Annotated in this window: 26 protein-coding genes and 1 pseudogene; 10 read left to right on the top strand and 17 right to left on the bottom strand. The window is 40.7% G+C overall.

Annotation, left to right across the window (positions count from 1 at the left end):
* A pseudogene (locus tag CVS86_RS01165) lies at positions 1-129 on the top strand (cell surface protein); the annotation flags it as partial.
* A 63-nt stretch (positions 130-192) separates the two neighbouring features.
* On the opposite strand, the gene CVS86_RS09945 reads toward CVS86_RS01165, so the two are convergent.
* The 14 genes from CVS86_RS09945 to murJ all read right to left on the bottom strand — a co-directional run bounded on the left by CVS86_RS09945 (position 193) and on the right by murJ (position 14,811).
* Positions 193-768, bottom strand: coding sequence for a hypothetical protein (locus CVS86_RS09945; protein ID WP_234399204.1), 576 nt, complete (start codon positions 766-768; stop codon positions 193-195).
* 259 nt (positions 769-1,027) lie between these two features.
* Positions 1,028-2,128 (bottom strand): Cj0814 family flagellar-dependent secreted protein, encoded by a 1,101-nt coding sequence (locus tag CVS86_RS01155; protein ID WP_234399203.1) that lies wholly within the window; start codon positions 2,126-2,128, stop codon positions 1,028-1,030.
* A 105-nt stretch (positions 2,129-2,233) separates the two neighbouring features.
* The gene (locus CVS86_RS01150) at positions 2,234-2,776 is read right to left on the bottom strand and encodes a tetratricopeptide repeat protein (RefSeq protein ID WP_107790710.1); all 543 of its coding nucleotides are present in this window, start codon (positions 2,774-2,776) and stop codon (positions 2,234-2,236) included.
* A 110-nt stretch (positions 2,777-2,886) separates the two neighbouring features.
* Entirely contained in the window at positions 2,887-3,525 is a 639-nt protein-coding gene (locus CVS86_RS01145; protein WP_199906498.1) for a YggS family pyridoxal phosphate-dependent enzyme, read from the bottom strand.
* A complete protein-coding gene (gene rseP / locus CVS86_RS01140; RefSeq protein ID WP_103644873.1) occupies positions 3,522-4,631 on the bottom strand; it encodes an RIP metalloprotease RseP in 1,110 nt (369 codons plus the stop codon). The genes CVS86_RS01145 and rseP overlap by 4 nt, the downstream gene beginning before the upstream one ends.
* Before the next feature lie 21 nt (positions 4,632-4,652).
* Entirely contained in the window at positions 4,653-5,648 is a 996-nt protein-coding gene (locus CVS86_RS01135; protein ID WP_413784208.1) for an AI-2E family transporter, read from the bottom strand.
* A gap of 23 nt (positions 5,649-5,671) precedes the next feature.
* Complete coding sequence (gene pgsA, locus CVS86_RS01130) at positions 5,672-6,217, bottom strand: CDP-diacylglycerol--glycerol-3-phosphate 3-phosphatidyltransferase (RefSeq protein ID WP_107790716.1); 546 nt, start codon at positions 6,215-6,217, stop codon at positions 5,672-5,674.
* Positions 6,218-6,248: 31 nt separating this feature from the next.
* Positions 6,249-7,037: an enoyl-ACP reductase gene (locus CVS86_RS01125; RefSeq protein WP_087577136.1), complete on the bottom strand. Its 789-nt coding sequence runs from the start codon at positions 7,035-7,037 to the stop codon at positions 6,249-6,251.
* A complete protein-coding gene (dapA, locus tag CVS86_RS01120) occupies positions 7,037-7,906 on the bottom strand; it encodes a 4-hydroxy-tetrahydrodipicolinate synthase (RefSeq protein WP_413784219.1) in 870 nt (289 codons plus the stop codon). Before dapA ends, CVS86_RS01125 begins: the two co-directional genes overlap by 1 nt.
* Before the next feature lie 26 nt (positions 7,907-7,932).
* Positions 7,933-9,174: a M16 family metallopeptidase gene (locus tag CVS86_RS01115; protein ID WP_107790707.1), complete on the bottom strand. Its 1,242-nt coding sequence runs from the start codon at positions 9,172-9,174 to the stop codon at positions 7,933-7,935.
* 11 nt (positions 9,175-9,185) lie between these two features.
* Positions 9,186-10,259, bottom strand: a complete 1,074-nt coding sequence (locus CVS86_RS01110; RefSeq protein WP_107790706.1) for a quinone-dependent dihydroorotate dehydrogenase — start codon at positions 10,257-10,259, stop codon at positions 9,186-9,188.
* A 53-nt stretch (positions 10,260-10,312) separates the two neighbouring features.
* On the bottom strand, positions 10,313-12,037 hold the full coding sequence (locus CVS86_RS01105; protein ID WP_107790705.1) for an ABC transporter ATP-binding protein: 1,725 nt from the start codon (positions 12,035-12,037) through the stop codon (positions 10,313-10,315).
* On the bottom strand, positions 12,030-13,424 hold the full coding sequence (gene cysS / locus CVS86_RS01100; protein WP_107790704.1) for a cysteine--tRNA ligase: 1,395 nt from the start codon (positions 13,422-13,424) through the stop codon (positions 12,030-12,032). Before cysS ends, CVS86_RS01105 begins: the two co-directional genes overlap by 8 nt.
* Complete coding sequence (murJ, locus tag CVS86_RS01095) at positions 13,411-14,811, bottom strand: murein biosynthesis integral membrane protein MurJ (protein ID WP_107790703.1); 1,401 nt, start codon at positions 14,809-14,811, stop codon at positions 13,411-13,413. Before murJ ends, cysS begins: the two co-directional genes overlap by 14 nt.
* 121 nt (positions 14,812-14,932) lie before the next feature.
* Between murJ and CVS86_RS01090 the strand changes: the two genes are divergently transcribed.
* The 8 genes from CVS86_RS01090 (at position 14,933) to CVS86_RS09800 (ending at position 22,089) form a co-directional block, all read left to right on the top strand.
* Complete coding sequence (locus tag CVS86_RS01090; RefSeq protein WP_107790702.1) at positions 14,933-16,864, top strand: flagellar assembly protein A; 1,932 nt, start codon at positions 14,933-14,935, stop codon at positions 16,862-16,864.
* Positions 16,864-17,418, top strand: a complete 555-nt coding sequence (gene ruvA, locus CVS86_RS01085) for a Holliday junction branch migration protein RuvA (protein WP_107790701.1) — start codon at positions 16,864-16,866, stop codon at positions 17,416-17,418. Before CVS86_RS01090 ends, ruvA begins: the two co-directional genes overlap by 1 nt.
* Before the next feature lie 11 nt (positions 17,419-17,429).
* The gene (locus tag CVS86_RS01080; protein ID WP_107790700.1) at positions 17,430-18,470 is read left to right on the top strand and encodes a D-alanine--D-alanine ligase; all 1,041 of its coding nucleotides are present in this window, start codon (positions 17,430-17,432) and stop codon (positions 18,468-18,470) included.
* Between the two features lie 64 nt (positions 18,471-18,534).
* The gene (locus tag CVS86_RS01075) at positions 18,535-18,765 is read left to right on the top strand and encodes a type II toxin-antitoxin system Phd/YefM family antitoxin (RefSeq protein ID WP_002942153.1); all 231 of its coding nucleotides are present in this window, start codon (positions 18,535-18,537) and stop codon (positions 18,763-18,765) included.
* Positions 18,755-19,540 (top strand): alpha/beta fold hydrolase, encoded by a 786-nt coding sequence (locus CVS86_RS01070; protein WP_107790699.1) that lies wholly within the window; start codon positions 18,755-18,757, stop codon positions 19,538-19,540. The genes CVS86_RS01075 and CVS86_RS01070 overlap by 11 nt, the downstream gene beginning before the upstream one ends.
* A complete protein-coding gene (locus CVS86_RS01065) occupies positions 19,537-20,961 on the top strand; it encodes a Mur ligase family protein (protein WP_107790698.1) in 1,425 nt (474 codons plus the stop codon). The genes CVS86_RS01070 and CVS86_RS01065 overlap by 4 nt, the downstream gene beginning before the upstream one ends.
* The gene (locus tag CVS86_RS01060; protein ID WP_107790697.1) at positions 20,958-21,407 is read left to right on the top strand and encodes a hypothetical protein; all 450 of its coding nucleotides are present in this window, start codon (positions 20,958-20,960) and stop codon (positions 21,405-21,407) included. Before CVS86_RS01065 ends, CVS86_RS01060 begins: the two co-directional genes overlap by 4 nt.
* Positions 21,408-21,933: 526 nt before the next feature.
* Entirely contained in the window at positions 21,934-22,089 is a 156-nt protein-coding gene (locus CVS86_RS09800) for a hypothetical protein (RefSeq protein ID WP_159070802.1), read from the top strand.
* Between the two features lie 45 nt (positions 22,090-22,134).
* Here the strand turns inward: CVS86_RS09800 and CVS86_RS01055 are convergent, their stop codons facing one another.
* Genes CVS86_RS01055 through pta form a run of 3 tightly spaced genes read right to left on the bottom strand, consistent with a single transcriptional unit; the run spans position 22,135 to position 25,764 of the window.
* The gene (locus CVS86_RS01055; RefSeq protein WP_107790696.1) at positions 22,135-23,199 is read right to left on the bottom strand and encodes a tyrosine-type recombinase/integrase; all 1,065 of its coding nucleotides are present in this window, start codon (positions 23,197-23,199) and stop codon (positions 22,135-22,137) included.
* Positions 23,200-23,201: 2 nt separating this feature from the next.
* Positions 23,202-24,395 (bottom strand): acetate kinase, encoded by a 1,194-nt coding sequence (locus CVS86_RS01050; protein WP_107790695.1) that lies wholly within the window; start codon positions 24,393-24,395, stop codon positions 23,202-23,204.
* Position 24,396: 1 nt separating this feature from the next.
* On the bottom strand, positions 24,397-25,764 hold the full coding sequence (gene pta, locus CVS86_RS01045) for a phosphate acetyltransferase (protein WP_107790694.1): 1,368 nt from the start codon (positions 25,762-25,764) through the stop codon (positions 24,397-24,399).
* Positions 25,765-25,831: 67 nt separating this feature from the next.
* Here pta and flgH point away from each other — a divergent pair, with 67 nt between their 5' ends.
* A complete protein-coding gene (gene flgH / locus CVS86_RS01040; protein WP_002940928.1) occupies positions 25,832-26,539 on the top strand; it encodes a flagellar basal body L-ring protein FlgH in 708 nt (235 codons plus the stop codon).
* Positions 26,540-26,616 lie beyond the last annotated feature (77 nt).

The following is a 26,616-nucleotide window of genomic DNA, read 5'->3' as shown; positions in this document are numbered from 1 at the left end:
GATATAAACAAGGATCAGAAATTTCTCTTTGCAAGAGAGCTTTTAAAATTTAAAGAAAAAAGAGGCATAGACGTCTTAGAGTTTATGCAAAAGATAGATAAGAAGCAAATTTTAAATAAGATGGTTTAATGGATTAAAGATAGCTACATTGTTTTATTGTAGAAAGCAATGATTGCTCTAAATTTAGTCCTTTTATGCGGTTTTATCCACTTTTTTATTTGCGACTTTTTCTAAAATTTCAAATATGCTTTCGCCATTATCAAATTCAGTTTTTATAAATTTGTAAAATTCTTTAAATTTTTCATCGGCTTGCATATCATAAGTTTTAAATTTCTTAGTTACTTGCATAGGTTTAAAAGTTTCTTGTTTTTGCGTGTCAGTTTGATTGTCTTGTTCTTCATGATCGCTTTTTTGATCTATTAGTCCATAGTCACCAACCTCTTGTGGCATACTCCTATTTATAACTTTAGAATACCTCTCAATAAATTCATCTACACTTATATTAGACGACTCGAGAAGCTCGCGACCCTCATTACTAAAAGATACACCAAATCTTTCTAAAGTTTGGCGTATCTTTTGTCCTTCTAAATCATTGTCTGATGTTTTGCCCCAAATGGTTTGTTTGCCATCATTGTTGGATTTAAAAGCTCCAGTAAAGTTTGTGCTATTGCCCATCACTTTCTTATAATTAACTCTACTCGCAAATTCTTTTCCTTCAAATAGTGAATTGTTATTGAGATTTGGCGAATAGGTTATATTATTAAGCATTGTTAAGGTCTCGCTTTATTTAGATATTCCAGCATCTCTTTCATAGGTTTTAATGGTATTAATTTGCATTAGAGCATATTACCACCTATCCAGCAGTGCTGTTTTTATACACTAACCCACAATCACTCATAGAATATGAACCATCTATTAATATTAGATAGTTAATCAACCTACTTAGGTTAATAATGCTTTTGTGAGCAAGAGTATAATTAATAACTAAATCGACCTTTCAACAATTTAGTTTATATATGACTTCTCTCTACACAAAAGTCTTGCTAATAGAACTTATCCTCTCGCTCCAAGATTTTGCTAGAGAATTTATATCCTCGCTAGTTGGCTTAAATTTCTCATATTCGTTTGAGGTAACACTTTCTGCGCTAATGTTCTTTGATCTTGCATACATTAAAAGGGTTAGCTCTTTTAGCCTCTCTTTTATGAGTGCTTTTATGCTCTCGTTATCCTTACCCACCTTTTCAAAATCCACAAAGTACTCTTTATGCTCTCCAGTGCTTGAGATATCATTTAAGGCAGCACTGCTAAGCTTAGTCTTTGCACTATCACTTGGTAGCGGTTTAGAACTACGCAAAAATCCCATAAAAAGAGCCTCTTTGCTGTAGCCTTCATCTGCTTGATATACCGACATATCAGGGTTAAAACTAAACTCATCGCCTGCTTCGCTCATAGTAAAATCAACCTCTTTTACTATGAGCCTAACGCCTGCACTTGATAGTTCTTTACTTAGAGACTTAGCGCTATTTAGCTCATCAGTGCTAGAGTAGATGTTTGAGATAGTAGAGTTTGATAGATCTTTTAGCAAGTGTCCTTTGGCATCATAGCGAGTGCCTTTTGTGCTGTAACCTTTTGGTAGTTTGCCTATATCTGCAAGGGTGTAGCTCTTTTTATCATCACCTAAAGCAGAGGTCATTTGATCAAATAGTCTGTAGTAGTGCTTTATGGTATCAGCCATATCGATGTTATCAAATATCTTTATCTGCTCGTCCTTGCTCTTGATGCGGTTTAGCACATGGTTGCGCTCGGCAAATCTACTAAGCTCATCAAGCGTACTTTTGTGGATTTTAAAGTCTTGCGGCAAGCCTGCGGCCTTGTTAAAATCAGCTCCCATAAAGCCAGCCTTATCTACTGTGTAGCCATAAGCTTGAAGATCATTAAAATTTAATGAGATGAGGCTATTTTGCGAAGAAGTGGTATAAGTAAATTTAGCTGGCTCTAGGCTTGGCTCGCTAATCTTTTCTTTGGTCTTTTGGTTAAAGAGATCACTAAAATTTAAAGATCTATTTTGTTTGTGTTGTTGCTTGGTGTATGAATTTACATTTGTGTTTAAGATGCTAATATCATTCATGGTTTGCCTCCTAGCTTCTTTTATAGTTTGAAGCAAAAGGTGTTCCAGCAAATTTGATATTAAAAGAGTGCGGGGGAGATATGCCCTCCCCATAAAAAATGTTATTTATTTTTTATCTTCGGCTACTTCTTCGCAAGCTGCTTTATAGCGGTATTTGCACGCTAGCTCTAGGTAGCTTTTTTGTGTGGCTGCATCGTTTTTTTCGCCGTAAAAGTCAGCTAACTTATAGCAAGCAAGACCAAATCTTTGCTCGCATGATTTTGCAAACAGCTCATTTGCTTTGCCTTGCATTTTTGGGTCATCTTCGTAGTATTCGCCAAGCTCAAAGCAAGCTTTTGGCGTGCCAAGATCGCATGATTTAGTTAGTGATTTTACGATCGTTTCATTGTCTTTTTTTGAGTTGATTGATTTTGAGTTTAGTAAAACCGCAAGTCTGTAACAACCCCTTTTATCGCCTAGATCGCAAGCTTTTTGATAGTACATGACACCTTTGTTGATGTCTCTTCTGGCATATGTTTTACCAAGCTTTAAACACCAAACAGCTTCATTATTTGCGCATTTTTGCTCGATCCTAGCTATCTTTTCAGCTCTACCGCAACCCGAGATAAACAAGATCGCAACAGCAGTTAGAATAAAATTTTTAAACACATTTACTCCTTTATCGTTAAAAATTTATTTAACTGCATTATAAAATCATATAACTTAGATTAAAATTTAAAAAGGAGCAGAAAGGTAAATTTGCCCCAAGAGGGACAAATTTACAGATATAGCATCGTCCCAAGGCGGATCATATTTGAGCCACATTTTATCGCTAGTTCGAAGTCGCTACTCATGCCCATCGAGCAGATAGTTGCGCCTTTTGGTTTTAGGCTCTCATAAATTTTATATATTAGCTCAAAGCTTTTTTGCACCTCTTTTGGCTCATCCACATGCGCTCCGATGCTCATCACGCCTTTTAAATTTATATTTTTACACTCGCTTTGGATGCGCTCATAAATTTCAGTCGCATTTGCGACGCTCACACCTTGTTTTGTATCTTCATCAGCCGAGTTTATCTGAAGTAAAGTGTCTAGCTTATAACTAAGCCTTTTATCGACCTCTAGGGCTCTTTCGAAGCTATCACAGCTTTGCCAAAGCACTGGCTTTAGGTTTATCATTTGATTGATTTTATTGTTTTGCAAACGCCCTATCATGTGCCATTTGATGTCAGTGAAATTTTGCAGTTCTTGCTCTTTTTTGGCTAGCTCTTGGACTCTATTTTCGCCAAAATTTCTTTGCCCCTGTGTGTAAAGCTCCCTTACTTCAGTGCATGTCACATTTTTGCTAACGGCTATTAGCGTCACATCTTTGCTTAAATTTTCTATCTTTTCAAGTAGATCTTTTAAAACTATCATCATAAACCTCCGCTTAATCTCATAATGTCATTAAATGTTGCGAGTACCATGATGCCAAGCAGTAGCGCCCAGCCGCAGTAGGTGAGCGTAACAAGCACTCGCTCATTTATCTCGCGTCTAAAAATTAGTTCATAAATGTTAAATAAAATGTGCCCGCCATCAAGCGCAGGGACGGGAAAGAGGTTTAGCACGCCTAAATTTACAGAGATGAGCGCTACGATGGTTAGAAGCACGCTAAGGCTGATCTTGGCGGCCTTTGAAGTGACATCGGCGATCTGCACGATACCTCCGACCTCTTTTAGTGGCACAGCTCCAACGACTAGCTTTTCAAAGCTTTTAAAGATGAGTTTTGAAGCCTCAACTGTCTCACCAAAGGCAAATTTTAGGCTCTCTAAACCTGTGTGATAAATTTTCACCACTTCGCCATTTGGCTGGATGCCGATCAGTGGGCGCTGAACCTTTTCATTAAATAAATTTATCGTTTCGCCTATCTTTGGTGTTAAATTGATGGTTAGTGACGAGCCGTTGCGATCTATCAAAATGGCGCTTGGCTCAAGCTTTACGTTCTTACTGATCTCGTCCCACTCGTTTATCTTGACGCCATTTATCGCTAAAATTTTATCGTTTATTGCTATGCCAGCGCTTGCAGCTGCCGAGTTTTCTGCTATGTGGCCGACACTTGGAGCAAGCCTCTCAACGCCGATAAATCCAAGCAAAATGTATATGAAAAATGCCAAGATAAAGTTAAAAAATGGCCCTGCAAAGAGGATGTAAATGCGCCTTATGGGACTTAGCACATTGTAGCTGTCGGCGTCGTAGTTTTTGGCCTTTGGGTCGGTGTCATCTTGCCCTTTTAGCTGCACGTATCCGCCAAGTGGGATCGCGCTTAGGCAGTAGTCGGTGCCACCAACGTTTTTGGTGTAAATTTTCTCGCCAAAGCCGATGCTAAAGGTATTTACTTTGACGCCGAGCATTCTTGCTACTAAAAAGTGGCCAAGCTCATGGAAAAATATGAGAAAACTAATGGCTAAAACGGTCACTAAAAAATAAAACGAATACGCATAAAGCCCAAGGCAAAGCAGGGCTAGCGTGAAGAGAATGCCTTTCAAAACTTACCTTTAAATTTGATTTTACCGCTCGAGTTTATCGCTGAGCAAAACGGCGATAAATTTCGTGCTCGGGTTTGCGTCAAGCGCGATCTTTAGGCTCATGGTAAGCGGTACTGCTAAAAACATACCGCCGATGCCGAACAAAAATCCCCAAAAAAGTAGGCTCAAAAGCACCACAAGCGTGCTTATACCAAGGCTTTTGCCTAGAAATTTCGGCTCGATAAAGTTGCCGATGACGATATTTACGGCTAGATATAGTGCCGCAGTCCAAGCACAAGAGGCTGCGTCGTTTAGCAAAAGCGCCATCAAAAGCGCCGGGACGGCCGCGATAATAGAGCCGATCGTCGGGATAAAATTTAGCACGAAAGCTAAAATACCCCAAAGCGGCGCGTAGGGCACGCCGATAAAATTTAGCCCGATAAATATAAAAACGCCCGTCGCAAACGACGCTGCGGACTTGATCGCGAGATAGCGCTTGAGATTTGATATAAACGTATCTACGATCTGGTTCGTTTGCGGATTTTTGCTCGCAAAATACTCGACTTTTTGAGAAAATACCTGCACTTCAAAAAGCATAAAAGTAACGAGCAAAAAGACGAAAAAGCTCTTTGAAACGAGCTCGGTGCCGCTCCTTAAAAATCCGCCCAGTACGGCAAAAATTTTATTTATATCAAAGTCTGCGGGCGCGGCGATGCTCTCGAGATCGATTAGGCCGTGGCTCGCTAGCATCTGGTGGTAATGATCGGCGAGGGCTTTAAATTTGCTCTGAAGCTCGGGCATGTAGCTAACTAGCCCGTTTATCGTCTTTATCACGGTGTTTGCGATAAATCCCAGCGACAAAAACACCACCGCCGTAACTAGCGCGAAGGCTAAAACGCGCGGAAATTTGAGCTTTTCGAGCGCATTTATCACAGGCGTCGCCACGATAGCGATAAAAACCGCCATCAAAAACGGTAGCACGACGACGCTAGCAGTCTTTAGTCCCGCCGCGACCACGACGAAGCTAGCTAGATAGATTATAGCGTTTCCGGTTCTCAAATTTAACTCTTTTTCATTGCTTTTACGTAGGCAAAAATGTACTCAAACCCAGAATAAAGCGTGAGCGCAACAGCGATCCAGAGTAAAAGCTCGCCACCAGGCCAGCTCATCAGCAAAAATCCAACCGCAAACATCTGCGAGACGGTTTTAACCTTGCCAGCCATCGAAGCAGCGACTTCGACGCCGTCACTTGCCATCACGACACGAAAGCCAGTTATGAAAAATTCTCTTACCAAGATAAGATAAACAGCCCAAGCACTCGCTCTGCCAAGCATCATAAGACCCAAAAATGCAGCTAAGATCAGCATCTTATCAGCTAGTGGATCAAGGATAGCGCCAAGCTTGGTCTTTTGATCCCAGCTTCTAGCGATGTAGCCGTCAAAAAAGTCAGTCACCGAGGCGATCACAAAGATGAGGGCTGCGAAGTAGTTTATCCAGCTTATATGAATTTGCGCAAAAATTTCTGGCGCATTTACGAGCATAAAAAACATAAGCGGAGCTAGCAATATCCTAAAAAATGCCAGTGAATTTGGTAAATTTAAGCTCACAAATATGCCTTTATGCCTAGAAATTTCTCTCTCATTTAAAAGTCGTGCCACCATCTATTATAAATGTATGTCCAGTCACCCAACTAGCCTTAGACGAGCATAAAAATAGACATGCTCCAGCTAGATCAGCAGGCTGTCCCATGCGGTTTAGCGGACTAAGCTTTGCCGTCATATCGCGCACCTCTTCGTAGTTAGTAAAGGCTCTTAGCGCGTCTGTCTCGATAGGACCGCCACTTACGACATTTACGCGGATATTTTTCTCGCCAAGCTCGGTCGCAGCGTATCTTGCCATCGCCTCAACGGCTGCTTTTGCTGTGCCGTGGCCTGCGTAGTTTTCGATATAGACCAAATTTCCAGTAGAGCTTAGGCTAATGATACTGCCCCCGCCCACTTTTTCCATGCGCTTTGCAGCCTCTTGTGTGCCTACGACAAAGGCATTTACGGTTGCTGTGAAGATATTGTTTATACCTCTTGGTTTTAGCTTCATAAATTTAGTGTATCCACCAGCCACTGCGCGACCTGAGATGATAGCGTTTGAGATGAAAAAATCAATCCTGTCAAAGTCCTCATCTATCTTTAAAAATAGCTCCTTATAAGTCTCTGGCTCAAGGATGTTTAGCGCATAGGCTCTAGCTTTTATCTTGTAGGTAGCCTCAAGCTCTTTTGCCTGCTCTTTGGCAAGCTCCTCGTTTGAGTTATAGGTAAATGCTATATTGACGCCAGCTTTTGCAAATTCTTCCACTATGGCTCTGCCGATGCCTCTAGTGCCGCCGCTGATGACTAGCGTTTTACCTTTAAATTCGTTTAGTGTGTCCTTCATTAAAATCCCTTTATTTCGTAATTTTTAATAACTTCTTCGATCTTTTTGAAATTTTCTTTGCTCGGTTTGCAAAGTGGCAAGCGGTACTCCAAAGTGTCGATCAGCCCAGCTAGATACATCGCCGCTTTGATCGGTATCGGGTTGCTTTCGCAAAAGAGCGTTTTGTTGATCGTATAGAGGTTGTCATTTATCAGTTTTGCTTTTTTATACTCTTCGTTCATCGCAAGGTGAGTGAGCTGTGAAATTTGATCTGGTAAGAGGTTTGCAGTGACCGAGATGACGCCCTTACCACCGTATGATAGGATAGGGTAGTTTATCGCATCTTCGCCGCTAATGACCACTAAATCAGGCTCGTGAGCTAGCAGATCGACGCATCTATCGATGCTACCTGTTGCTTCTTTGATGCCAAAGATGTTTTTACAATCTTTAAAAAGTCTAAAAACGGTCGCTGGCAAGATATCTACGCCAACTCTGCCTGGGACGTTGTAAAGAAGCACTGGAATTTCTATGCTATTTGCGATAGCCTTGTAGTGCTCGTAAAGCCCTTCTTGAGTTGGTTTGTTGTAGTAAGGAGCGACTGATAAGATGCCGTGAGCGCCGTGAGCTTGGGCAAATTTAGCGATATCGATGGCCTCGTGAGTGGCGTTGCTGCCAGCTCCAGCGAGCACCTTGACATTTGTGCCTTTACATGCATCTACTGCGATCTCGATGCAAATTCTATGCTCATCATGCGTTAGAGTCGCGCTCTCGCCAGTAGTTCCCACTGGTACAACGACGTCTATGCCGTGTTTTATCTGTCTTTTTATCAGTTTTTCAAAACTGGCTTCGTCTAATTTTTGATTTTTAAATGGCGTAATTAGTGCTGTCATCGCACCTTGAAGCGAATTTTTCACGTCTATTCCTTTTTTAAGATTATTGTCGTGCTAGTTTTTTCATTGAAATATCTATTTGCTATCTCTTTTAAAAGCTTGGCATCTATCTTATCTATATTTTTCTCAAGCTCGTAAAGTGGCTTTATGTCACCTCTTGCAAGGTATGAGCCGTATAAATTCGCCACCTTGCTCGCGCTCTCAAACGAGTAGATAAAATCAGTTTTTATCAAATTTTTAACTCTTAAAACGTCCTCTTTGTCGATTGGCTTTCTCTTTAGATCATCTATGATCTTTAAAATTTCAGTCTCAACCGCGCTAGCCTCGACGTCTGGGTTGCAAACTGCTAAAAATATAAATAAATTTTCATCAACGCAGCTCATATTGTAAGCGTAAATTTGATTTACAAGCATTAGCTCATCGACAAGGCGCTGTTGTAAGATAGAACTTTTGCCAGTGGCTAGATACTCGCTTATCGCATTTAGCCCCACTTGATCAGCGTGTCTGAAGTCTGGGATCTTATAAGCGATAGCTAGCATTTGCGTTTGGCTATCTTTGTAGATGATAGCCCTTCTTGCACCGTCTTGCTCAGGCTCTTTGCAGTGCAGTTTTGGTATGGCTCTTTTGTTTTTTATGCTGCTAAAGTTTTTCTTAGCCAGCTTAAATGCCTCATCTTTGCCGATGTCGCCACTTATCATCAAAATGGCGTTTTTTGGCTGATAGTATGTAGCGTGAAATTCTTTTATATCAGCGATCTTCCAGTTTTCGATATCTTTTATAAAACCTATCGGCGTCCAGTGGTATGGGTGGTAGATAAATGCGTGGTTGTAGAGCCTAAAGTAGAGGTATCCCATAGGGTTGTTGTCTGTTCGCCACCTGCGCTCCTCGTGCACCACCTCGCGCTCTGGCTGAAATTCTTTATCTTTTAGGCTTAAATTTTTCATAAGCTCGGCAAAAAGTCCAAGTGTTTTGTCTAAATTTTCATTTGAGGCTTTTATGAAGTAGTGAGTGTAGTCAAAGCCCGTGCTTGCGTTATTTACGCCGCCAAAGCCTTTTACTATCTCATCAAACTCGCCTGCGCGTAAATTTTTGGTTGATTTAAAATTTAGATGCTCTAGCATGTGAGCGATGCCACTTTTGCCCATCACTTCGTTTCTAGAGCCCACTTTGTAAAAAACATCGACGCTTATCACCTTTGAGCCAGGATTTACTGGCACGTGATAAATTTCAAGTCCGTTGTCTAGTTTAAATTTATTAAATTTTATCAATCTCTTGCCCTCTATTTTTTAACGTTTGCGCCGACTGCTTCGCTGATAGAAGCAAAGCCATCTCTTTTTAAAAGCTCTAAAATTTCTAAATTTATATATCTTGCGATCATCGGCCCTTTGAAGATAAAGCTTGTAAAAATTTGCACCAAATTTGCCCCCATTTTTATGCGCTCATAAGCCTCTGCACCGCTATCTATGCCGCCACATGCGATAAGTGTCGTCTTGCCATAAAGCTCGTCAGCCACGGCTTTAAATATATCTTTTGACTTTTGAGCGATCACCTTGCCGCTTAGTCCGCCAAAGTCCTTTAAATTTGACGAGTGAGAGAGCGAATAATCAACGCTTGTATTTGAGATAAGTATGCCACTAGCGCCGTTTTCTACCGCACAGCTACAAAGCTTGATCGCATCTTCGTGGCTCATATCTGGAGCTATTTTAAAGATGATCGGCTTTTTAGTGAGTGGCAAAATGACGCTAAAAAGCTCTTTTATGAAGCTCTCATCTTGCAGTGCTCTTAAATTTGGCGTGTTTGGCGACGAGACATTTATGACAAATGTATCGCAAATTTCGCTAAATTCTCTTACTAAAATTTCATAGTCTTTTATCGCATCTTCGTTTGGCGTAATCTTATTTTTGCCGATGTTTGCCCAGATCGGTATGGTAAAAGGATAGATTTTTTTTACTCTATTTTTGATAGCTTCGCAGCCTTCATTGTTAAAGCCCATCGCATTTTGGATGCTCTCTTCGTCTATGAGCCTAAAAAGTCTTGGTTTTGTGTTGCCAGGTTGTGGTTTTGGTGTAAAAGTGCCAAATTCTAAATGTCCAAAACCAAGAGCCGTAAGCGCCTCAAACATCGTGGCGTTTTTATCAAAGCCACCAGCTATGCCAACTGGGTTGTGGTAGGTGCTTGAGAATAAATTTTGTTTTAGTGCATTGTCATCGACCACGCATTTGTGCGCTAAAAAGCTTAGCGAGCCAGGGAAGATTTTATTTGCCCCAACCATCGCTACTTCAGCGATCTTGTGGGCAGTTTCAGGATCAAATTTAAAAAATATAGATTTTAAAGTATCGTAGTTTAAGCTCATTTTAACCTCTTTAAAATGCCTAAAAATTTACGCAAATCTTAGCAAAAATCGCCTTAAACTAAGGCTTTGCCCTTAAGTCTTGCATAAATTTCATTTCTCTTGCTAAGCTCCTCGTCGCTTCCGCTATCAATGATCTTGCCATCACTCAAAACTGCGATCTTATCGGCATTTTCAACTGTGCTTAGGCGGTGAGCGATGACAAAGATGATCTTCTTGCTTCTTAGATTATTTATCGCTTTTGTGATCTCTTTTTCACTCTCATTATCAAGTGCTGATGTAGCCTCGTCAAAGATGAGGATTTGTGGGTTTTGATAAAGTGCTCTTGCTATGGCGATACGCTGTCTTTGACCGCCTGAGAGGTTGGTGCCAAATTCATTTAAGATAGTGTTTATGCCATCATCAAGCTTGCTTACAAACTCGTAAGCATTTGCTAGTTTTAGAGCGTTTATTACGGCATCTTCGTCAAATTCTCTGCCGTAAGCTACGTTTTTAGCGATCGTATCGTTAAAGATATAGACACGCTGCGTCACAAGGCCGATATTTTCGCGAAGTGAGTGAATTTTGATATCTTTTAAATTTGTGCCGTTTATCAAAATTTCTCCACCATTTACGTCGTAAAATCTCATAAGCAAATTCATAAGCGAGCTTTTTCCGCCGCCACTTGAGCCAACAAGGGCTATAAATTCTGACTTATTTGCCTCTAAATTTATCCCTTTTAAGACCTCTTTGTCGCCGTAGCTTAGGCGGACGTCGTTAAATTTGATCAAATTTATCTCTTCGTTTAGCTCATTTTGGCCATCTTTTATCTGGCTTACCTTATCCATCAAGAAAAACGTCCTCTCGCTTGCTGCGATGGCATCTTGCATCTTATTATAGATATTTACGATGCGTTTTAGCGGGGTGTAGAGCATAAAAAGCGCTGTTAAAAATGAAAAGAATGCGCCCATGTTTATATGCCCGTCGATGACGTCTTTACCACCTATGATGATTACTGCTGCCACGCCTATTGAGCCTATGGTCTCCATTAGCGGGCTTACTAGCTGCTCGATCTTGACGCTTTTTAAATTTAGCCTAAAAAATTTGTTATTTTCATCAACAAAGCGTGAATGCTCGTATTCTTGGGCGTTATTTGCTTTGATTATCTCGATATTTGTAAAAATTTCACTAAGCGCAGAGGTGATGTCTGATGTTTTTTCTTGCGACTGCTTTGAAATTTTCTTCATCCTTTTAGCAAGGCGCGAGATCGGATAGATCGCCACTGGCATGACGACAAGGGCAAAAAATGCCAGCTTTGGACTTTGATAGATGACGACGCAAAGTAGGCCAATGATCGTTATAAATTCCCTCGTAAGTTCAGGGATCATGCTTGAAACTATTGATCTTATGCGGTCGATGTCGTTTGTTGTTCTGCTGATTAGCTCGCCAGTTCTAAATTCATTGAAAAAGTCCATATCTAAATTTAAAAGGTTTGCAACCATCTTTTCGCGAAATCTTCTAATCGTATCTTGCCCGATATATGCCGTAAAATAGGCCTGCATGAAGGTTCCGATGTTTTTTATCACGTAGATCGCGATGATGGCGCAAGGCAAGATGTAAAGTAGCTTTTCGTTTTTCTCAACGAAAATTTTATTTAGCACAGGCTCCACAAGATAGGCACTTACCGCCGTCCCACCACTGGCAAGCCCCATACCGATGATGGCAAAGATGAAGTGTGGGATGTAGTCTTTAAAGTAAGGACCAAAGCGCTTTAGCACATCTTTTAAACCAAAATTATTCATTATTTCTCTCCCAAACTGCGCCATTTGGCGTATCCATGATAGAGATATTCATTTTTGCTAGCTCATCTCTTATCTCATCAGCCCTTGCGAAATTTCTCTCTTTTTTGGCTACCGCGCGCTCGTCAAGAAGTTTTTGGATATGCTCTTTTTGCTCGTCACTTACACCAAACTGAAAGTACTCCACATAGTTTGTGATAGCAATGCCTAAAATTTCGCCTATAAGCTCTAAATTTGCCACCACTTCGGCCTTATATGCTTTATCTTTTGGGTTGTTATCAAGTCTTTCATTTGCCGTTTTTACAAACTCATCGACGCTTGCAAGCGCTTTTGAAGCGTTTAGATCATCACTTAGTGCCTCAAGTAGCTCATTTTTAAAGCTCTCATTTACCATGCCAGATTGCACGCCATCGACCCTTTTTTTGAGGCGATAAATTTTATCAAGTCTCTTTTTTGAAGCCACAAGATCTTCATCTGAATAGTTAAAATGAGCCCTATAATGGCTCGTAAGCAAATAATATCTAAGCACTTCGCCATGAACGTTTTTTAGGGCGTCTTTTACAAAAAAGCTATTGTTTAGGCTCTTGCTCATCTTTTCGTTATTTACTTTTATAAATCCGTTGTGCATCCAGTATTTGCTCAAATTTTTATGATAGGCGCATCTGCACTGGCTTGCCTCATTTTCGTGGTGCGGAAAGAGCAGGTCGATACCGCCAGCGTGGATGTCGATCTCAAATTTATCATTTTCTTTATCGCTTAGAAATTCTCTTATCATCGCCACGCACTCAGTGTGCCAGCCAGGGCGACCCTTGCCAAATGGGCTCTCGTACCATTTCTCGTCAAATTTCCAAAGCACAAAGTCTTTTTCGTCTCTTTTCTCGCCAAAACTAGCCACGCGCGCGATTAGATCGGTGTTATTATCCTTGCCGCTGATGCTAAAATAGCCACTATCCTTGCTCGTATCAAAGTAAATTCCATCGCTCGTCTTATACGCCACGCCTCGATCCATAAGCAGCTCGATGTAGCTAATGATCGCCTCCAAGCACTGCGTAGCCTTTGGTTTAAAGTCTGGATCAAGCACATTTAAAGCGCCCATGTCGCTCTCATAATGCGCTATATATTTGTTTGTGATCTCCTCTAGGCTTTGACCAGTCTGCGCCATTTTATTTAAAATTTTATCATCGATATCGGTGTAGTTTCTTGCAAATTTGACCTTGTAGCCAAGCGCTTTTAAGACCCTTCTTAAAAGATCAAAGCTAACGGCTGACTTTGCATGTCCCAAATGCGCGTCGTCATAGACTGTTGGGCCGCACAGATAGATGCTAACTTCGCCATCTTTAATAGGGCTAAACTCAACCTTTTCTCTTTTAGAAGTATCAAAAATTCGCATTAAATATATCCTTTAAAAATGTTAAACCAAAATAGAGCAAAACCGCCAAAAGTGCGATGGCGGCTATAAATTTAGGCTCGATTATAGCTAAAAATCGCTTAGCTCCAAAGGCTCTTATATATAAAATAAGCTGTAAAAATCCCCCAAGCGAGCTTGCAAATGCAAGGCCAGCAGCTCCAAATTTCTGCATCAAAATGACTGCTAGGATCAAATTTATCACAAGGCAGATGATAGAAATTTTGGCTGCCTCTTTTTGCTTCATATTTGCATAGAGCCAAAGTGAGAAAATTTTAGCCAGTCCAAATGGCGTAAGCCCCACCAAATAGGCGCTTAGCACCTTGGCGCACTCGGTCGTGTTTGCCCTTACGAAATTTCCCCTTTCAAACAAAAGCCAGATGATAAACTCGCTTAGCACAACGCCTGTGATCGTGGCTGCTAGCAGGGCACAAAGGAGCAGATAAAAGCTCTTTTTTGTCCAAAATAGGGCGTTTGCTTCGTCTTTTTGCTTTAAAAGTCTAGTGATCTTTGGAAATAGTGCCTGAGAGAGCGCGATCGCAAAGATGGCAAGCGGGAGCTGGAAAATTCTATTTGCATAAAAGAGGTAGCTTATCGAGCCACTTACCAAAAAGCTAGCTAACCAAGTATCCATAAATGCGCTTATCTGCATCGCACTTGAGCCAAGTAAGCCGTGGTAGAAATTTATAAAAAATCCTTTGCTTTGCGCTCTTTTGCCCTTAAAATATCCGCTTAGACCGCCCCAGAAAATTTTATTTAAGGCGTTAAATTTCATAGCAACTAGATGCACTAAAACCTGCAAAATGCCGCCTGCAACGACGCCAAAGCTAAGATAAAGCGCAACCACGCTCTCGCTCTTGCCACGAGCCAAAAGTAGTGAAGCGATCATGGCTAAATTTAGTAGCGCAGTAGAAAATGCAGTCGTTGCAAAGTGCCCTTTATACTGAAGTAGCGCACCCATGAAAGTGACGATATAGACAAGCGCTAGATAGTAGAAATTTATACGCACAAGTGGCACTGCGTCTGTGATATTTTGCTCGCTCAAGCCGCTTGCGATGATCTTTATAAAGTAGGGGGTAAATAAATTTACAAGAAGCGTCAAAACGCCTATAAAAAGTAGAAATTTGATGAAAATTTCAGCTTGAAAGATCGCTTTTTTCTTGTTATTTGCAAAATTTGGCAAAAATGCTTGCGTAAAGGCACCCTCGCCAAAGATGCGGCGAAATAAATTTGGTATCTTAAATGCTATAAAAAAGAGGTCGCTAAATATGCCAGCACCAAGGATAGAAGCCGTTAAAAGATCTCTTATAAGTCCTAAAATCCTTGAAGTCATGATGCCAACTGAGTTTGAAAAAAAGCCTTTTATAAACATCGCCCACCTAGTAAATTTAAAACGCAATAGTAACAAAAGATGCTTTAAAGCTTACATAACCCAAATTTAATAAAGTTTTAGAGATAATAAGAGCCAAAATTTTATGTGAAATGGATCAAATTTGAGCGAGAACGTGCAAGAAAACGAGAGATTTTTACCGCCAACGCAAATTCAAACTTCAACACCTTATCTATCGCTTAAAGAGCTAAGCAAACAATACAGCGTGCCGGTAGAATTTATAGATTTTAAACTCTCAAATATCTTAACTTACTACAAAAATAAAGACAACGTCGAACCAGTTTTTGTCCCTGAAGAAAATTTAAGCTTTTTTGATGACAACACATTTTATCTTGACGAGACGCTAGAGATCGAGCAGGTCTATGACGTGGAGTTTTTTGACGTTAGGCTAAATGCCACGCCAAAGCTGCCAAAGATCGATATCGGCGTAAATTCAACCATCACAAAGGTCATCGCAAAGGTTAGAGCGAGCAAAGAGTGCGAATACGAACAGCACTACGAAGATAAGCTTTATGAATACATCGCCAAGCAGCTTATGAAGGCTCAAATTTTAATAGGCATAAGGATCGGCAAGCTAAAAGAGGAGCTAAAGCAAATCGCCTCGATAATCCACGTAAAAGGCGAGCTTGACAAGGACTACACACTAAATTTAACCCAAGGCATCAACCCTAAAAAAGCGATCGATGCTAAGATCATCTACTACTACAAAGATAAGCTTGATGATATAAAAGAAGAAGATAAGGTTGATTACGCTGATAGGGGCTTTGTCTTTGGCGTGGCAAAAGATGAAGTGATAATGGAGGAGAAAAAGTCACACGAGGGCGCAAATGGACGCGACGTAAGAGGCAAGCTTATAGAGGTTGCAAAGCCAAAAGAAGAGAGCGAAAAAGAGATAAGCATAAGCGAAAATATCGAGCGCGTAGAAAATGATGAGAGCATAAAATATATCGCTAAAAAAGCAGGCTACGTGGTCGAGAAAAACGGCTCTTTTGACATCGAAGAGCGCATAGAGATAAATGAAGCAAATTTTAAAACGACTGGCTCGATCCAAGCAGGCACCGACACAAACGTCACATTAGTAGTTCGCGAAACTGACACGATAAAAGACGCTATCGGCACTGGTATCATCGTGGAGGCTGATGAGATCGAGGTAAAAGGAAACGTCGGCGCAAATGCGATGGTCAAGGCAAATGATGTAAATATCGGCGGACAAACGCACCAAAAGGCTAAAATTTATGCCAAACACGCCAAAATTTCTATCCATATAGGCAAGGTTGAGGCTGAAAGCGTCGAGATAGATAGACTTGAAGGTGGCACTGTCATAGCAAAAAGAGTGAAGATAAATAGCGTAGTTGGTGGCTCTATAACAGCTCAAAATATCCAGATAGACACGCTTGGCTCAAACTGCACCATCACTGCCTCGCACCTAATAGACGTTAGATATCTAAGAGGCACTGATAATAAATTTATCATCGACGCTAGCAAGATGCCAGAAAGTGCGGAGGCTACGCAAGATCAGCTAAGCAAGATAGAGAGCACCAAGTCTGAGCTAGCTACGCTTCTAAAAAACATAGAGAGCAAGAAAAATGTCATCAACGAGAACAAAGACTCGATCTACACGATAAAAGCTAAGATCGAGGAGCTCTCAAAAGCCAAAGTGATACCGCCAGTTACGTTTATGAAAAAGCTAAAAGAGTATCAAGGGCTTGTTAATGAGTATAACACCTTGCTTAGGATATTTAAAGAGAAAAAAGAGCTTTTGGCTGATCTAAAAGATGAGCTTGAGATGATGCAAAATGGCATATTCTCAGCCAAAGTGATAAACAGAGGCAACTGGATAGAGCTAAATGAGATAAGATTTGTCATCGTCGATCCTCCGCAAAATGTCACCTACATCTCGAAGCAAAACGAGACCGCTCACGTCATCACGCTAGATAAATTTGATAACGGCGGCGAGGTCGAATACAAGATCAAAAAGTCAAACAAACTTGAAGACTACGCGGATATAAATTTCATGGAACAAAAGGTTAAATGATGATAAAAGCAATCGAAGGCGTCGTTACGAAAAAAGAGCCTGCATTTGCCATACTTAAGACAAATAGCGGCGTAAGTTATGGGATTTTCATCTCGCTTTTTTGCTCAGCAAAACTTAGTAAAGGCGAAAAGGTCGAGCTCGCCATAACGCAGATCATAAGAGAGGACGCAAATTTACTCTACGGCTTTTTAGACGCAAACGAGCAAAAGATGTTTGAGATGCTCATCAAGCTAAATGGTATAGGCGCTAGCACAGCGATGGCGGTTTGCTCAAGCCTTAGCTCGCAGGCATTTACAAATGCCATAATGAGCGGCGATGCGGACACTTTTAAAAGCGTGCCAGGTATCGGACCAAAGACAGCTAGGCGCATAATAGCCGAGCTAAGTGACGCTAAACTAATAAGCGACGAGAGCGTGCCAAGCTACCAAAATGAGGCGCTTTTGGCACTTGAGGCACTTGGCTTTAAGCGTGAAAAGATAGTGAAAATTTTGCCTGATTGTAAGAGTGAAAACACGAGCGATCTTATAAAAGAGGCACTTAAAAAACTAGGATAAGGATAAAAAAGATGAATTTAGGCGTGATATTTGGGGCAAAGAGTTTTGAGCATGAGATAAGCATAGTAAGCGCGATAGTTTTAAAAAACGTCCTAAAACAGGAGCTAAAATTTATATTTTGCGATGCAAGTAGAGACTTTTACTTGATAGAGCAAAAAGATATGAGAGCAAATTTCTTTAGCTCTGGCAAATACAAAAACTCAAAGAAACTATCTTTAGCAAAGGGTGGCTTTTACGCGCAATCGCTTTTTGGTGCAAACAAAGTTGAATGTGATGTCATTATAAATTTGATCCACGGCATGGACGGCGAAGATGGCAAGATAGCGGCACTTTTTGACTTTTACGGCATAAAATACATAGGTCCAAGGCTTGAAGCAAGCGCGCTTAGCTACAACAAAGAGCTTACTAAATTTCTAGCGCAAAAGGCTGGCGTAAAGGCGCTTGACTATGAGATGCTAACTCGTCAAAGTGAGCCAAAATTTCACTATCCTATTATATTAAAGCCAGCAAGGCTAGGCAGCAGCATCGGCGTGAGCGTCGTGCATGATGATAGCGAGCTAGCTTACGCAAAAGATGTGGCGTTTGAATTTGATAAAGATGTTTTAGTAGAGCCATTTATAAAAGGTGTCAAAGAGTATAACCTAGCAGGCTGCAAGATCGATGGAAAGATCAAATTTTCTATCGTCGAAGAGCCAAAAAAGAAAGAATTTCTTGACTACGAGCAAAAATATCTTAGTTTTTCAAATGAAAACAAGGTAAAAGAGGCGGAAATTTCTGAAGAGCTAAAGCAAAAGCTTAAATTTAACTTTTCTAAAATTTATGATTGTGGATTTGACGGAGCGATCATTAGATGCGACTTTTTCGTGATAGATGACGAGGTTTATCTAAACGAGATCAATCCAAACCCAGGCAGCCTTGCAAACTATCTGTTTGAGGATTTTGAGAGCACGCTAAACGCCCTTGCTAACTCACTTCCAAAAGAGCGTGAGATAAAGATTGATTATAAATTTATAAACTCGATCACTTCGGTAAAAGGTAGCGGCAAGCTCTAATTTATTTAGTGATATATAAAGTAGTTTGTGATATTTTACATAAAATTTTACATAAAGAGCGACAATGGTAACTTTTACAAAAGATGAAATTTATACAGCAACCGAGGTGGTTAGAAATTTTAGCTCAGTGCTTTCACGCGTGGGAGCTAGCGAGCTAAAGCGCGCTGTCATCGTTAAAAACAATAAATTTGAAGCTGTCCTTTTAAATATGGAAGAGTATGAGCGCCTTTGCGAGGCTGTAAGCGTGCTTGAGAGCATTTATGCTGCTAAAAAGAGAGAAAACGATGGCGAGTAGGGTAGTAAAATACGGCTCAGACGAGTATGAGATCAGCTACGAGGTAGTAAATCCAAAAGCGTCAAAAACCGTGCTTTTCTTGCACGGCTGGGGTGCTAATAAAGAGATAATGAAAAAGGCTTTTGGCTCATATCTAAGCGAGTTTTGCCACGTCTATATCGATATGCCTGGCTTTGGCAAAAGCTCCATTTTTAAGCCTTTAAAAACAAGTGACTACGCAAAAATCGTTGCAAATTTCTGTGACGAGCTTGGCATAAAACCAGACATCATCGCAGGACATAGCTTTGGTGGCAAGGTCGCAACGCTTCTAAAACCACCATATCTAGTGCTTTTAAGCTCTGCTGGCATAGTTGTCAAAAAGCCATTTATCGTACGAGCAAAGATAGCGATATTTAAAATTTTAAAGATATTTGGCTTTGGTAAATTTTACAAACTCTTTGCTACAAAAGATGTGAGCGGCATGAGTAGAGTTATGTATGAAACCCTAAAAAACGTTGTTGATGAGGATTTTACAAAGCATTTTGCTGACTTTGGGGGCAGAGCTTTTATATTTTGGGGTGAAAATGACAAGGCAACGCCTGTAACAAGCGGCGAGAGCATAGATAGACTTATCAAAAATAGCTCATTTTTCCCGCTTAGCGGCGATCACTTTTTCTTTTTGCTTCACGCTAAATTTATATGTGATGAGATAGAAAAAGGGATAAATTTTGAGCTAAATGAAGCAAAAAATGTCGTGCTAGATGACGATGAGAGCGGGATCGAGGAGATAAGATGAGTATATTTTTAAGTCTGAGCACAGTTTTATTTATCTTTGCGCTTGCTTTTTATGTGATCACTTGCTTTCAGTGGTTTTCATATAGGCCTGAGCGCGTGCTCTTTCACTTCACAAAGCCCGCTTGGCACGTCTTTTTCTTCATCGTGCCTTTGGTGCTATTTTACACGACTGGCAAGTGGTTTTTTATCTATTTTTACTTTGCGCTCTTGCCAGCTCTTTATCTTTGGCATAAAAAACTTGATAAAAAGCTAGTCTTTACAGGTAGGATCAAGCACTTTTTTGCCATCCTTGCTTGCGCTATCATCTTAAACTACGCTTTAAATTTAATCATCCATAAGGCGTTTTTAGCTCCTATGCCACTTTTTGTCTTGGTCGTGAGCCTATTTTTTAGTGAAATTTTAGAAAAGATCAAATTTCAAGGCTTTAAAAACAAGGCGCTTAAAAAACTTGGCGCAAACAAAGAGCTAAAGATTATCCTAATCACCGCAAGCTACGGCAAAACGAGCATCAAAAATTTCCTCTTTGAAATTTTAAAAGATAGCTTTGTCTGCTACAAAACGCCTCGTAGCGTAAATACAATGGCTGGTATCATTAAAGATATCAACGAAAATTTAAGCGAGCAAACGCAAATTTACATCGCTGAAGCAGGTGCTAGACTAAAGGGCGACATCCTAGAGATCACTAAATTTCTAAATCCACAAATAGTAATCGTTGGCGAGATCGGCGCGCAACACATAGAGTACTTTAAAACGCTTGATAACATCCGCGTGACAAAGCTTGAAGCACTGCAAAGCGCTCGCTTGCAAATGGCATTTTTACATAGCTCAACAAAAAAAGAGCCAAGCCAAAATTTAGAAATTTATGATGAGAGCTTAAAAGATATAAATGCAAATTTAGATGGAATTTCATTTACGCTTGATGGCAAAAACTACGCTTCGCCGCTACTTGGTAAATTTAATGCTACAAATTTAGCCGTTTGCATCAAGGTGGCAAGATACCTAAAAATGAGCGATGAGGCGATAAGTAGTGCGCTATCTAAGATGAAAAACGTCGAGCACCGCCTAAGCAAGATCGAGGCTGGTGGCAAGCTGATAATCGATGATAGCTTTAATGGAAATTTCTCAGGCATGAGCGCAAGCTACGAGCTTGTAAGCACTTACGCTGGTAGAAAAGTGCTGCTAACGCCTGGTATCGTTGAGAGCGATGCTGAGCAAAATGCAAATTTGGCCAAGGTGATAAATGAAATTTTTGACCTAGTCATCATCACAAGCTCGCTAAACGCCCAAACTCTGCTAAAACATATCGTTAAGCCAAAGATCATCATCCTAAAGGACAAGAACAAAATGCAAGAAATTTTAGCCCAAAACACGCACGCTGGCGATCTTATACTATTTTCAAACGACGCACCGAGTTTTATATGAAAAATATAGTTTTTTTAGCTCTAATCTTAAGCTTAGCCTCAGGCTTTGACATCGATGACTACGATAGGGGCAATGAGGCACTAAACGCCGGAGACTACGCAACTGCGTATGAAATTTTTTACGATGGTTGCGAGCAAAAAGATGTGCTTTCGTGCGAGGCTTTGGGCGATATGTTTGTAAATGAAGAGATAAACGAGCAGATGGATAGTGATCTAAAAAAGCACTCAAATATCGAGCTTGGCGTGAGCTATTTTATGAAAAGCTGCGACCTTGGCTATCAAAACGCCTGCGATGACGTCATAAGCCTAAAGGACGATCTAAATATCACCTTGCCATCTGGTGTCTATGAAAACGCTAAGGCTAGATATGATGAGCTTTTTGAAGAGTTTAAAGAGCAAGAGGCGAATAAAACGGTAGAAGAAGAGGAGTCAAAGGCTAAAAAATAGTCAAATTTAACTTTGCGAGCAGGCTAAATTTCACATCAATTAAATTAAACTGCCGCCCTTATGAAAGCGGCTAATACAAAATAGGCATAAAGACAAGCCACATCTTGCGTCAAAACTACGCACTTTTTATATAAGCAGGGTTAATTTTATGCCGCGAGGCGAAGTAGTTTTTTAGGCTTGCTTCGCCTGTGAATTTTAAAATTTTTCTAAATTTTACTTTCTCACGGCGCTACTAATTAGAAAGATAGGCAATCATCAAATGCTTATGACAAAACACACAAGGTGCCAACTATAAAATTTACCCCGATTAGTCTAATGGCATTTTGCAGATATTCGTTTATAACGTTTGCAACTGCATAAAGTGTCGCACTAATTATGAAAACAAAAAGGACGGCATGAGCTAGAAAAATGGCTAGTTTTAGCGCTCCAAGCCAAATTTGTCTCGTTATAAAGTTAAGAGTGTATAGGCGTTTGCCTTTGGATTGCTTGGGCTTTAAGCTAAATTTGCCCCGTTATAAAGCGGTTTATGTCAAGCTCACCAAAGATGAAGCTCCTCACCCAAAAGACAAAGATAGGCGACTTTAAATTTAAGATAGCTATCTACCAGCTTATCAAGCCTTTTATCTTCAAATTTCTAGCATTTTTAGCAGAGCAAAGCTTGTCTTGCAAGACGAAACGATAGAATTTATGTTTTTCTCGCTATTAATGCATAAAATTTGATTTAAATTTACTCATTCGCCAGATCCTCAGCCACTTTGGCAGCTAGTTTTAGCTTATCACTATCAAAGTGCGTGTAAATTCGCGAGGTATTTAGGCTCGCATGCCCAAGGGCTTCTTGCACTAGCACAAGGTCTTTTTGCTTTTTATAAAGCATCGTTGCAAAGGTGTGGCGCAGCATGTGAGCGCCGTTTTTCTCTTTTCTGATGCCTGCTTTAAATAAAATTTGCTCCACTATGCGGCTAACATAAGCTTGCGTGAGCCTTGTGCCTTTTTTATTTATAAAAAGATAGCCCTCTTTGTTTATGTAGTTTATAGCGATTGCGTTTAGATGAGCTTCGATTAGGTGGCGCTTTATCATTACGATGCGGTATTTGTTGCCTTTACCACGAATTCTAATGATAAAAAGATCACCATCTTCAGTAATATCTTTTCTCTTTAAATTTAGCGCCTCGCTTACACGAATTCCGGTAAAGATGATGATTTTTATGATGAGCTTGTTGCGGTTTGAGTTTTGCTTAAAGTCGCTCTCCTCGATCGCTTCAAGAAATTTCTTGACCTCATCTTCACCCATAAACTCAGGCAGCTTTTGCCCTTTATTGCCACTAACGCCGCCCCAGTTTTTTAAATTTATATCAAAAACATGAGCCTTGCCGTCCTCTTCGTTTTGTTTGTCTAAAAAGGCAAAGAAATTTATCACTGAAATTCTGTAGTTTTTCTTGCTCGCATCACTTAGTCCGCCAGTGGTGCTGGCTAATATTTCACTTAGCAGCTCTTCATCGATCTGCTTTAGGCTGCTAAGCTCATAAAATTTCATCGTCTCATATATCTTTTTAAGCGGGTTAAAGTAGGTATTTATGCCAGTAAGTCCTGCATTTCTAGCGCTTTTTACCAGCCCATCAAGCTGCTCTATGTTTTTTATCTCGCGGCTTAAGGCGAAATTTACACTTGCAAGCGCCTTTGGATCTCTTAGCTCCTTGTTTGAAAGCGAGCTAAGCTTAAATTTGACATAGCGAGTTAGCCAAAAGATAAATGAGCTTTCAAAACTATCTTTGCAGTCAAGTGGAAATTTCATGCTTAAAGCGTTCTCTCTTTTATCACTCTGGCTGTTTCTATAGCGATCTCAAGCTCTTCGTTGGTTGGGATGATGAGCGTTTTTATCTTAGCGCCTTCTTCATCTATGCACCTCTCGCCTCGCTCGTTAGAGAAATTTAGCTCATGGTTGATGTGGATGCCAAGATGTTTTAGATCATCACAAATTTTTTGCCTTGTATTTGGCGCATTTTCGCCGATACCGCCAGTGAATATGAGCGCATCAACTCGCCCTAAAATGGCGTAGTATGATCCGATATACTTTTTCACTCGGTAGCAAAACATCTCAAATGCAAGCTTTGCGCGCTCGTCGTTTTGCATCTTAGCTACGACCTCTCTCATGTCGCTTGAGCTACAAATTCCAAAAAGTCCGCTCTTTTTATTTAAAAAGTTATCGATCTCGTTCCACTTTAAAACGCCGATATTTAGCAGATAGATGACCACGGCTGGGTCCATGTCGCCGCTTCTTGTGCCCATTATGAGCCCTTCAAGCGGACTAAGTCCCATCGAAGTGTCGATGCTTTTGCCATTTTGCACCGCACAAGCTGAGGCGCCGTTGCCTAGATGAAGTGAGATAGCGTTAAATTTATCAAACTCTATGCCAAGCATTTTAGCAGCTTGTTTGCAGACATATCTGTGTGAAGTGCCGTGAAAGCCGTATTTTCTGATGTGATGGGTCTTGCAAACGTCGTAGGGTAGGGCGTAGCGGTAGGCGTACTCTGGCATGCTTTGATGAAACACAGTGTCAAAAACGACCACGTGAGGCACGTTTTTGCTCTCTTTCATCGCGTTTTTGATGCCAGCAAGGTGCCCTGGGTTGTGAAGTGGGGCAAGAGGGCTTATCTCCTCGATCTTTTTTATCACGCTTTCATCAACGATCATCGAGCTAAAAAAGCTCTCGCCACCATGAACTATCCTGTGTCCGATGCCGTCAAGTTCGCTTAGATCGTGCAGCGTATGCGAGGTGGTAAAGAGTTCGTTCATCGCCTCAAGTCCGTCGTGGTGGTCTTTTATGAAGCGTTTTATCTCATAAACTTCGCCATTTGCCTTTAACACCGCCCTTGAGCTAGAGCTGCCGATTTGCTCGACTAGACCGCTTGCTAGGCTTGTTTTTGTCTGCATTTCAAAAAGTTGAAATTTTATCGAGCTGCTACCTGAGTTTAAAACTAAAATTCTCATATCACTCTCCTGCTTGTATCGCGCTTATTAAGATGGTATTTACGACGTCTTCGACGAGGCAGCCACGGCTTAGGTCATTTACTGGTTTTTTTAGCCCTTGAAGTATCGGGCCCACAGCTAGGGCATTTGCGCTTCGCTGAACTGCTTTGTAGCAGATGTTTCCGCAGTTTAAATTTGGAAATATAAATACATTTGCCTGCCCAGCCACATCAGAATTTGGCATCTTTTTGCTAGCCACGCTTAGATCAACTGCCGCGTCAAACTGAATTGGTGCAGCTATTTTTAAATTTGCATCAAGCTCGCTTGCTTTTTTGGCAGCCTCTTTTACAAACTCCACATCGGCCCCGCTGCCACTATCAGCTGTTGAGTAGCTTAGCATGGCGATCTTTGGATTAAGTCCAAAGGCACTTGCTGTTTGAGCGCTACTTAGCGTGATGCTAGCTAGCTCGTCTGCGCTTGGATTTGGCGTGACGGCGCAGTCTGCAAAGAGTGAAATTTCTTCTTCAAGCGCCATGAAAAATGCCCCGCTTACCACGCTTACATTTGGCTTTGTTTTTATGATCTGAAGGGCTGGGCGGATCGTATCAGCCGTACTCATCGTAGCGCCACTTACCAAGGCATCTGCTATGCCTTCATGTATTATCATCGTGGCAAAGTAAATTTTATCTTTTGCAAGCGCGTTTGCCTTGTCTTCATCCATTCCTTTATGCTTTCTTAGCTCATAAATTTTCTTTGCAAATTTGTCTGTTAGCTCATTTTGTGCTGGGTTTAGCACTTTGGCTTTGCTTAAATTTAGCCCCAAAGTGGCTGCCTTTTTTGAAATTTCACTCTCAAGGCCTAGCAAGATGATATTTGCCGCACCTTTTTCTAGCACGATGTGAGCTGCTTTTAAAATTCTCTCATCATCACTTTCAGGCAAAACGACGGTTTTGTTTGCCGCTTTAGCTCTTTTTAGAAGCAAGCTTTGAAATTTAAATGGCGTGATGATCTCGTGCTCATAGCTTAAAATTTCATCAAATTTATCAGTTATTAGAAGCTTTGAGTTTAAATTTAGCGCCTTTAGCTCGCTTGCGTTTTCGTCAAAAACAGGCGCGTTTAAATTTCTAGCTAGCTTTAAATTTAGCTCGCTCTTGCCAAAGACGCTAAAGCCCTCACAGCCAACGACTATGACAAAGTCGCTTCTCTCCTTTAGCTCTTCAAATTTATCTATAAATTTTAAAAAAAACTCCTTTTCATTTAAATTTATTAGATTTTTTTTGTCGTTTTCGTCTGGAGTTATCTTAAAGATCTCAACTTTTTTGAATTTTGTAGCTATAATTTCCTGCAAATATGCTAGATTTTTGTCTGAAAAAATGTAACAACTTTTCATTTTGTGACCTTTTTGGGAACTTAAATTGCTTAATCTTAGCACAAAGATACTTATTTTAAGGCATTTTATGAACTATAAAAAGATTTGGCTCGTCACATTTGCGGGCATTTTTTACACAGGTTGCACCCCAAGTGCAGATCCTCACATCAATATGAAACCTCCAGTTTATGTCGAACAACTCCCTTCAAAAGATAGTGGCAGCGGTCAAAGCAACGCCGGCAGTCTCTTTGGCAAGGGCGAAAATCCGCTATTTTCAGATAGAAAGGCGATGAATGTAAATGACATCGTAACCATCGTCATCTCAGAAAATGCAAGTCAAATTTCAAGCGGCAGCAAAAGCACCAACAAAGATAGCACCATTTCGCTTGGCGGTGGCGTTTTCACAGCTGGAGCCGCACCGCTCTCAACCGTGGCTGATAATCTAAACAAATACGGTGACATCGGCTTTAAAGCAGGTGGCGGCAATAAATTTACAGGTAGTGGCACTAGCAACAGAAGCGAGAAATTTACCGCAACCATCTCAGCTAGGATCATCAAGATCTTAAACAACGGCAACTACTTCATCGAGGGCAGCCGCGAGCTACTTATAAACGGCGAAAAACAGATCATGCAAGTAAGTGGCGTCATCAGACCTTACGACATCTCGCAAAACAACGAAATCGACTCAAAATACATAGCTGACGCCAAAATTTTGTATAAAACTGAGGGCGAGCTAGACAAATCAACTAAAAAACCTTGGGGCACAAGGCTTATGGAGGCTATCTGGCCATTTTAATGCAAATTTAAAAGCCTAAATTTAACCCATTTGGGCTTTTGTAATTTTGTACCTTAAATTTCACTCTTCTTAAAAAC

The organism is Campylobacter concisus (assembly GCF_003048605.1).
In the GTDB taxonomy this organism is placed as follows: domain Bacteria; phylum Campylobacterota; class Campylobacteria; order Campylobacterales; family Campylobacteraceae; genus Campylobacter_A; species Campylobacter_A concisus_BM.
Note: the sequence above shows the minus strand (reverse complement) of the source record. Positions and strands in the feature narration are given on the sequence as shown.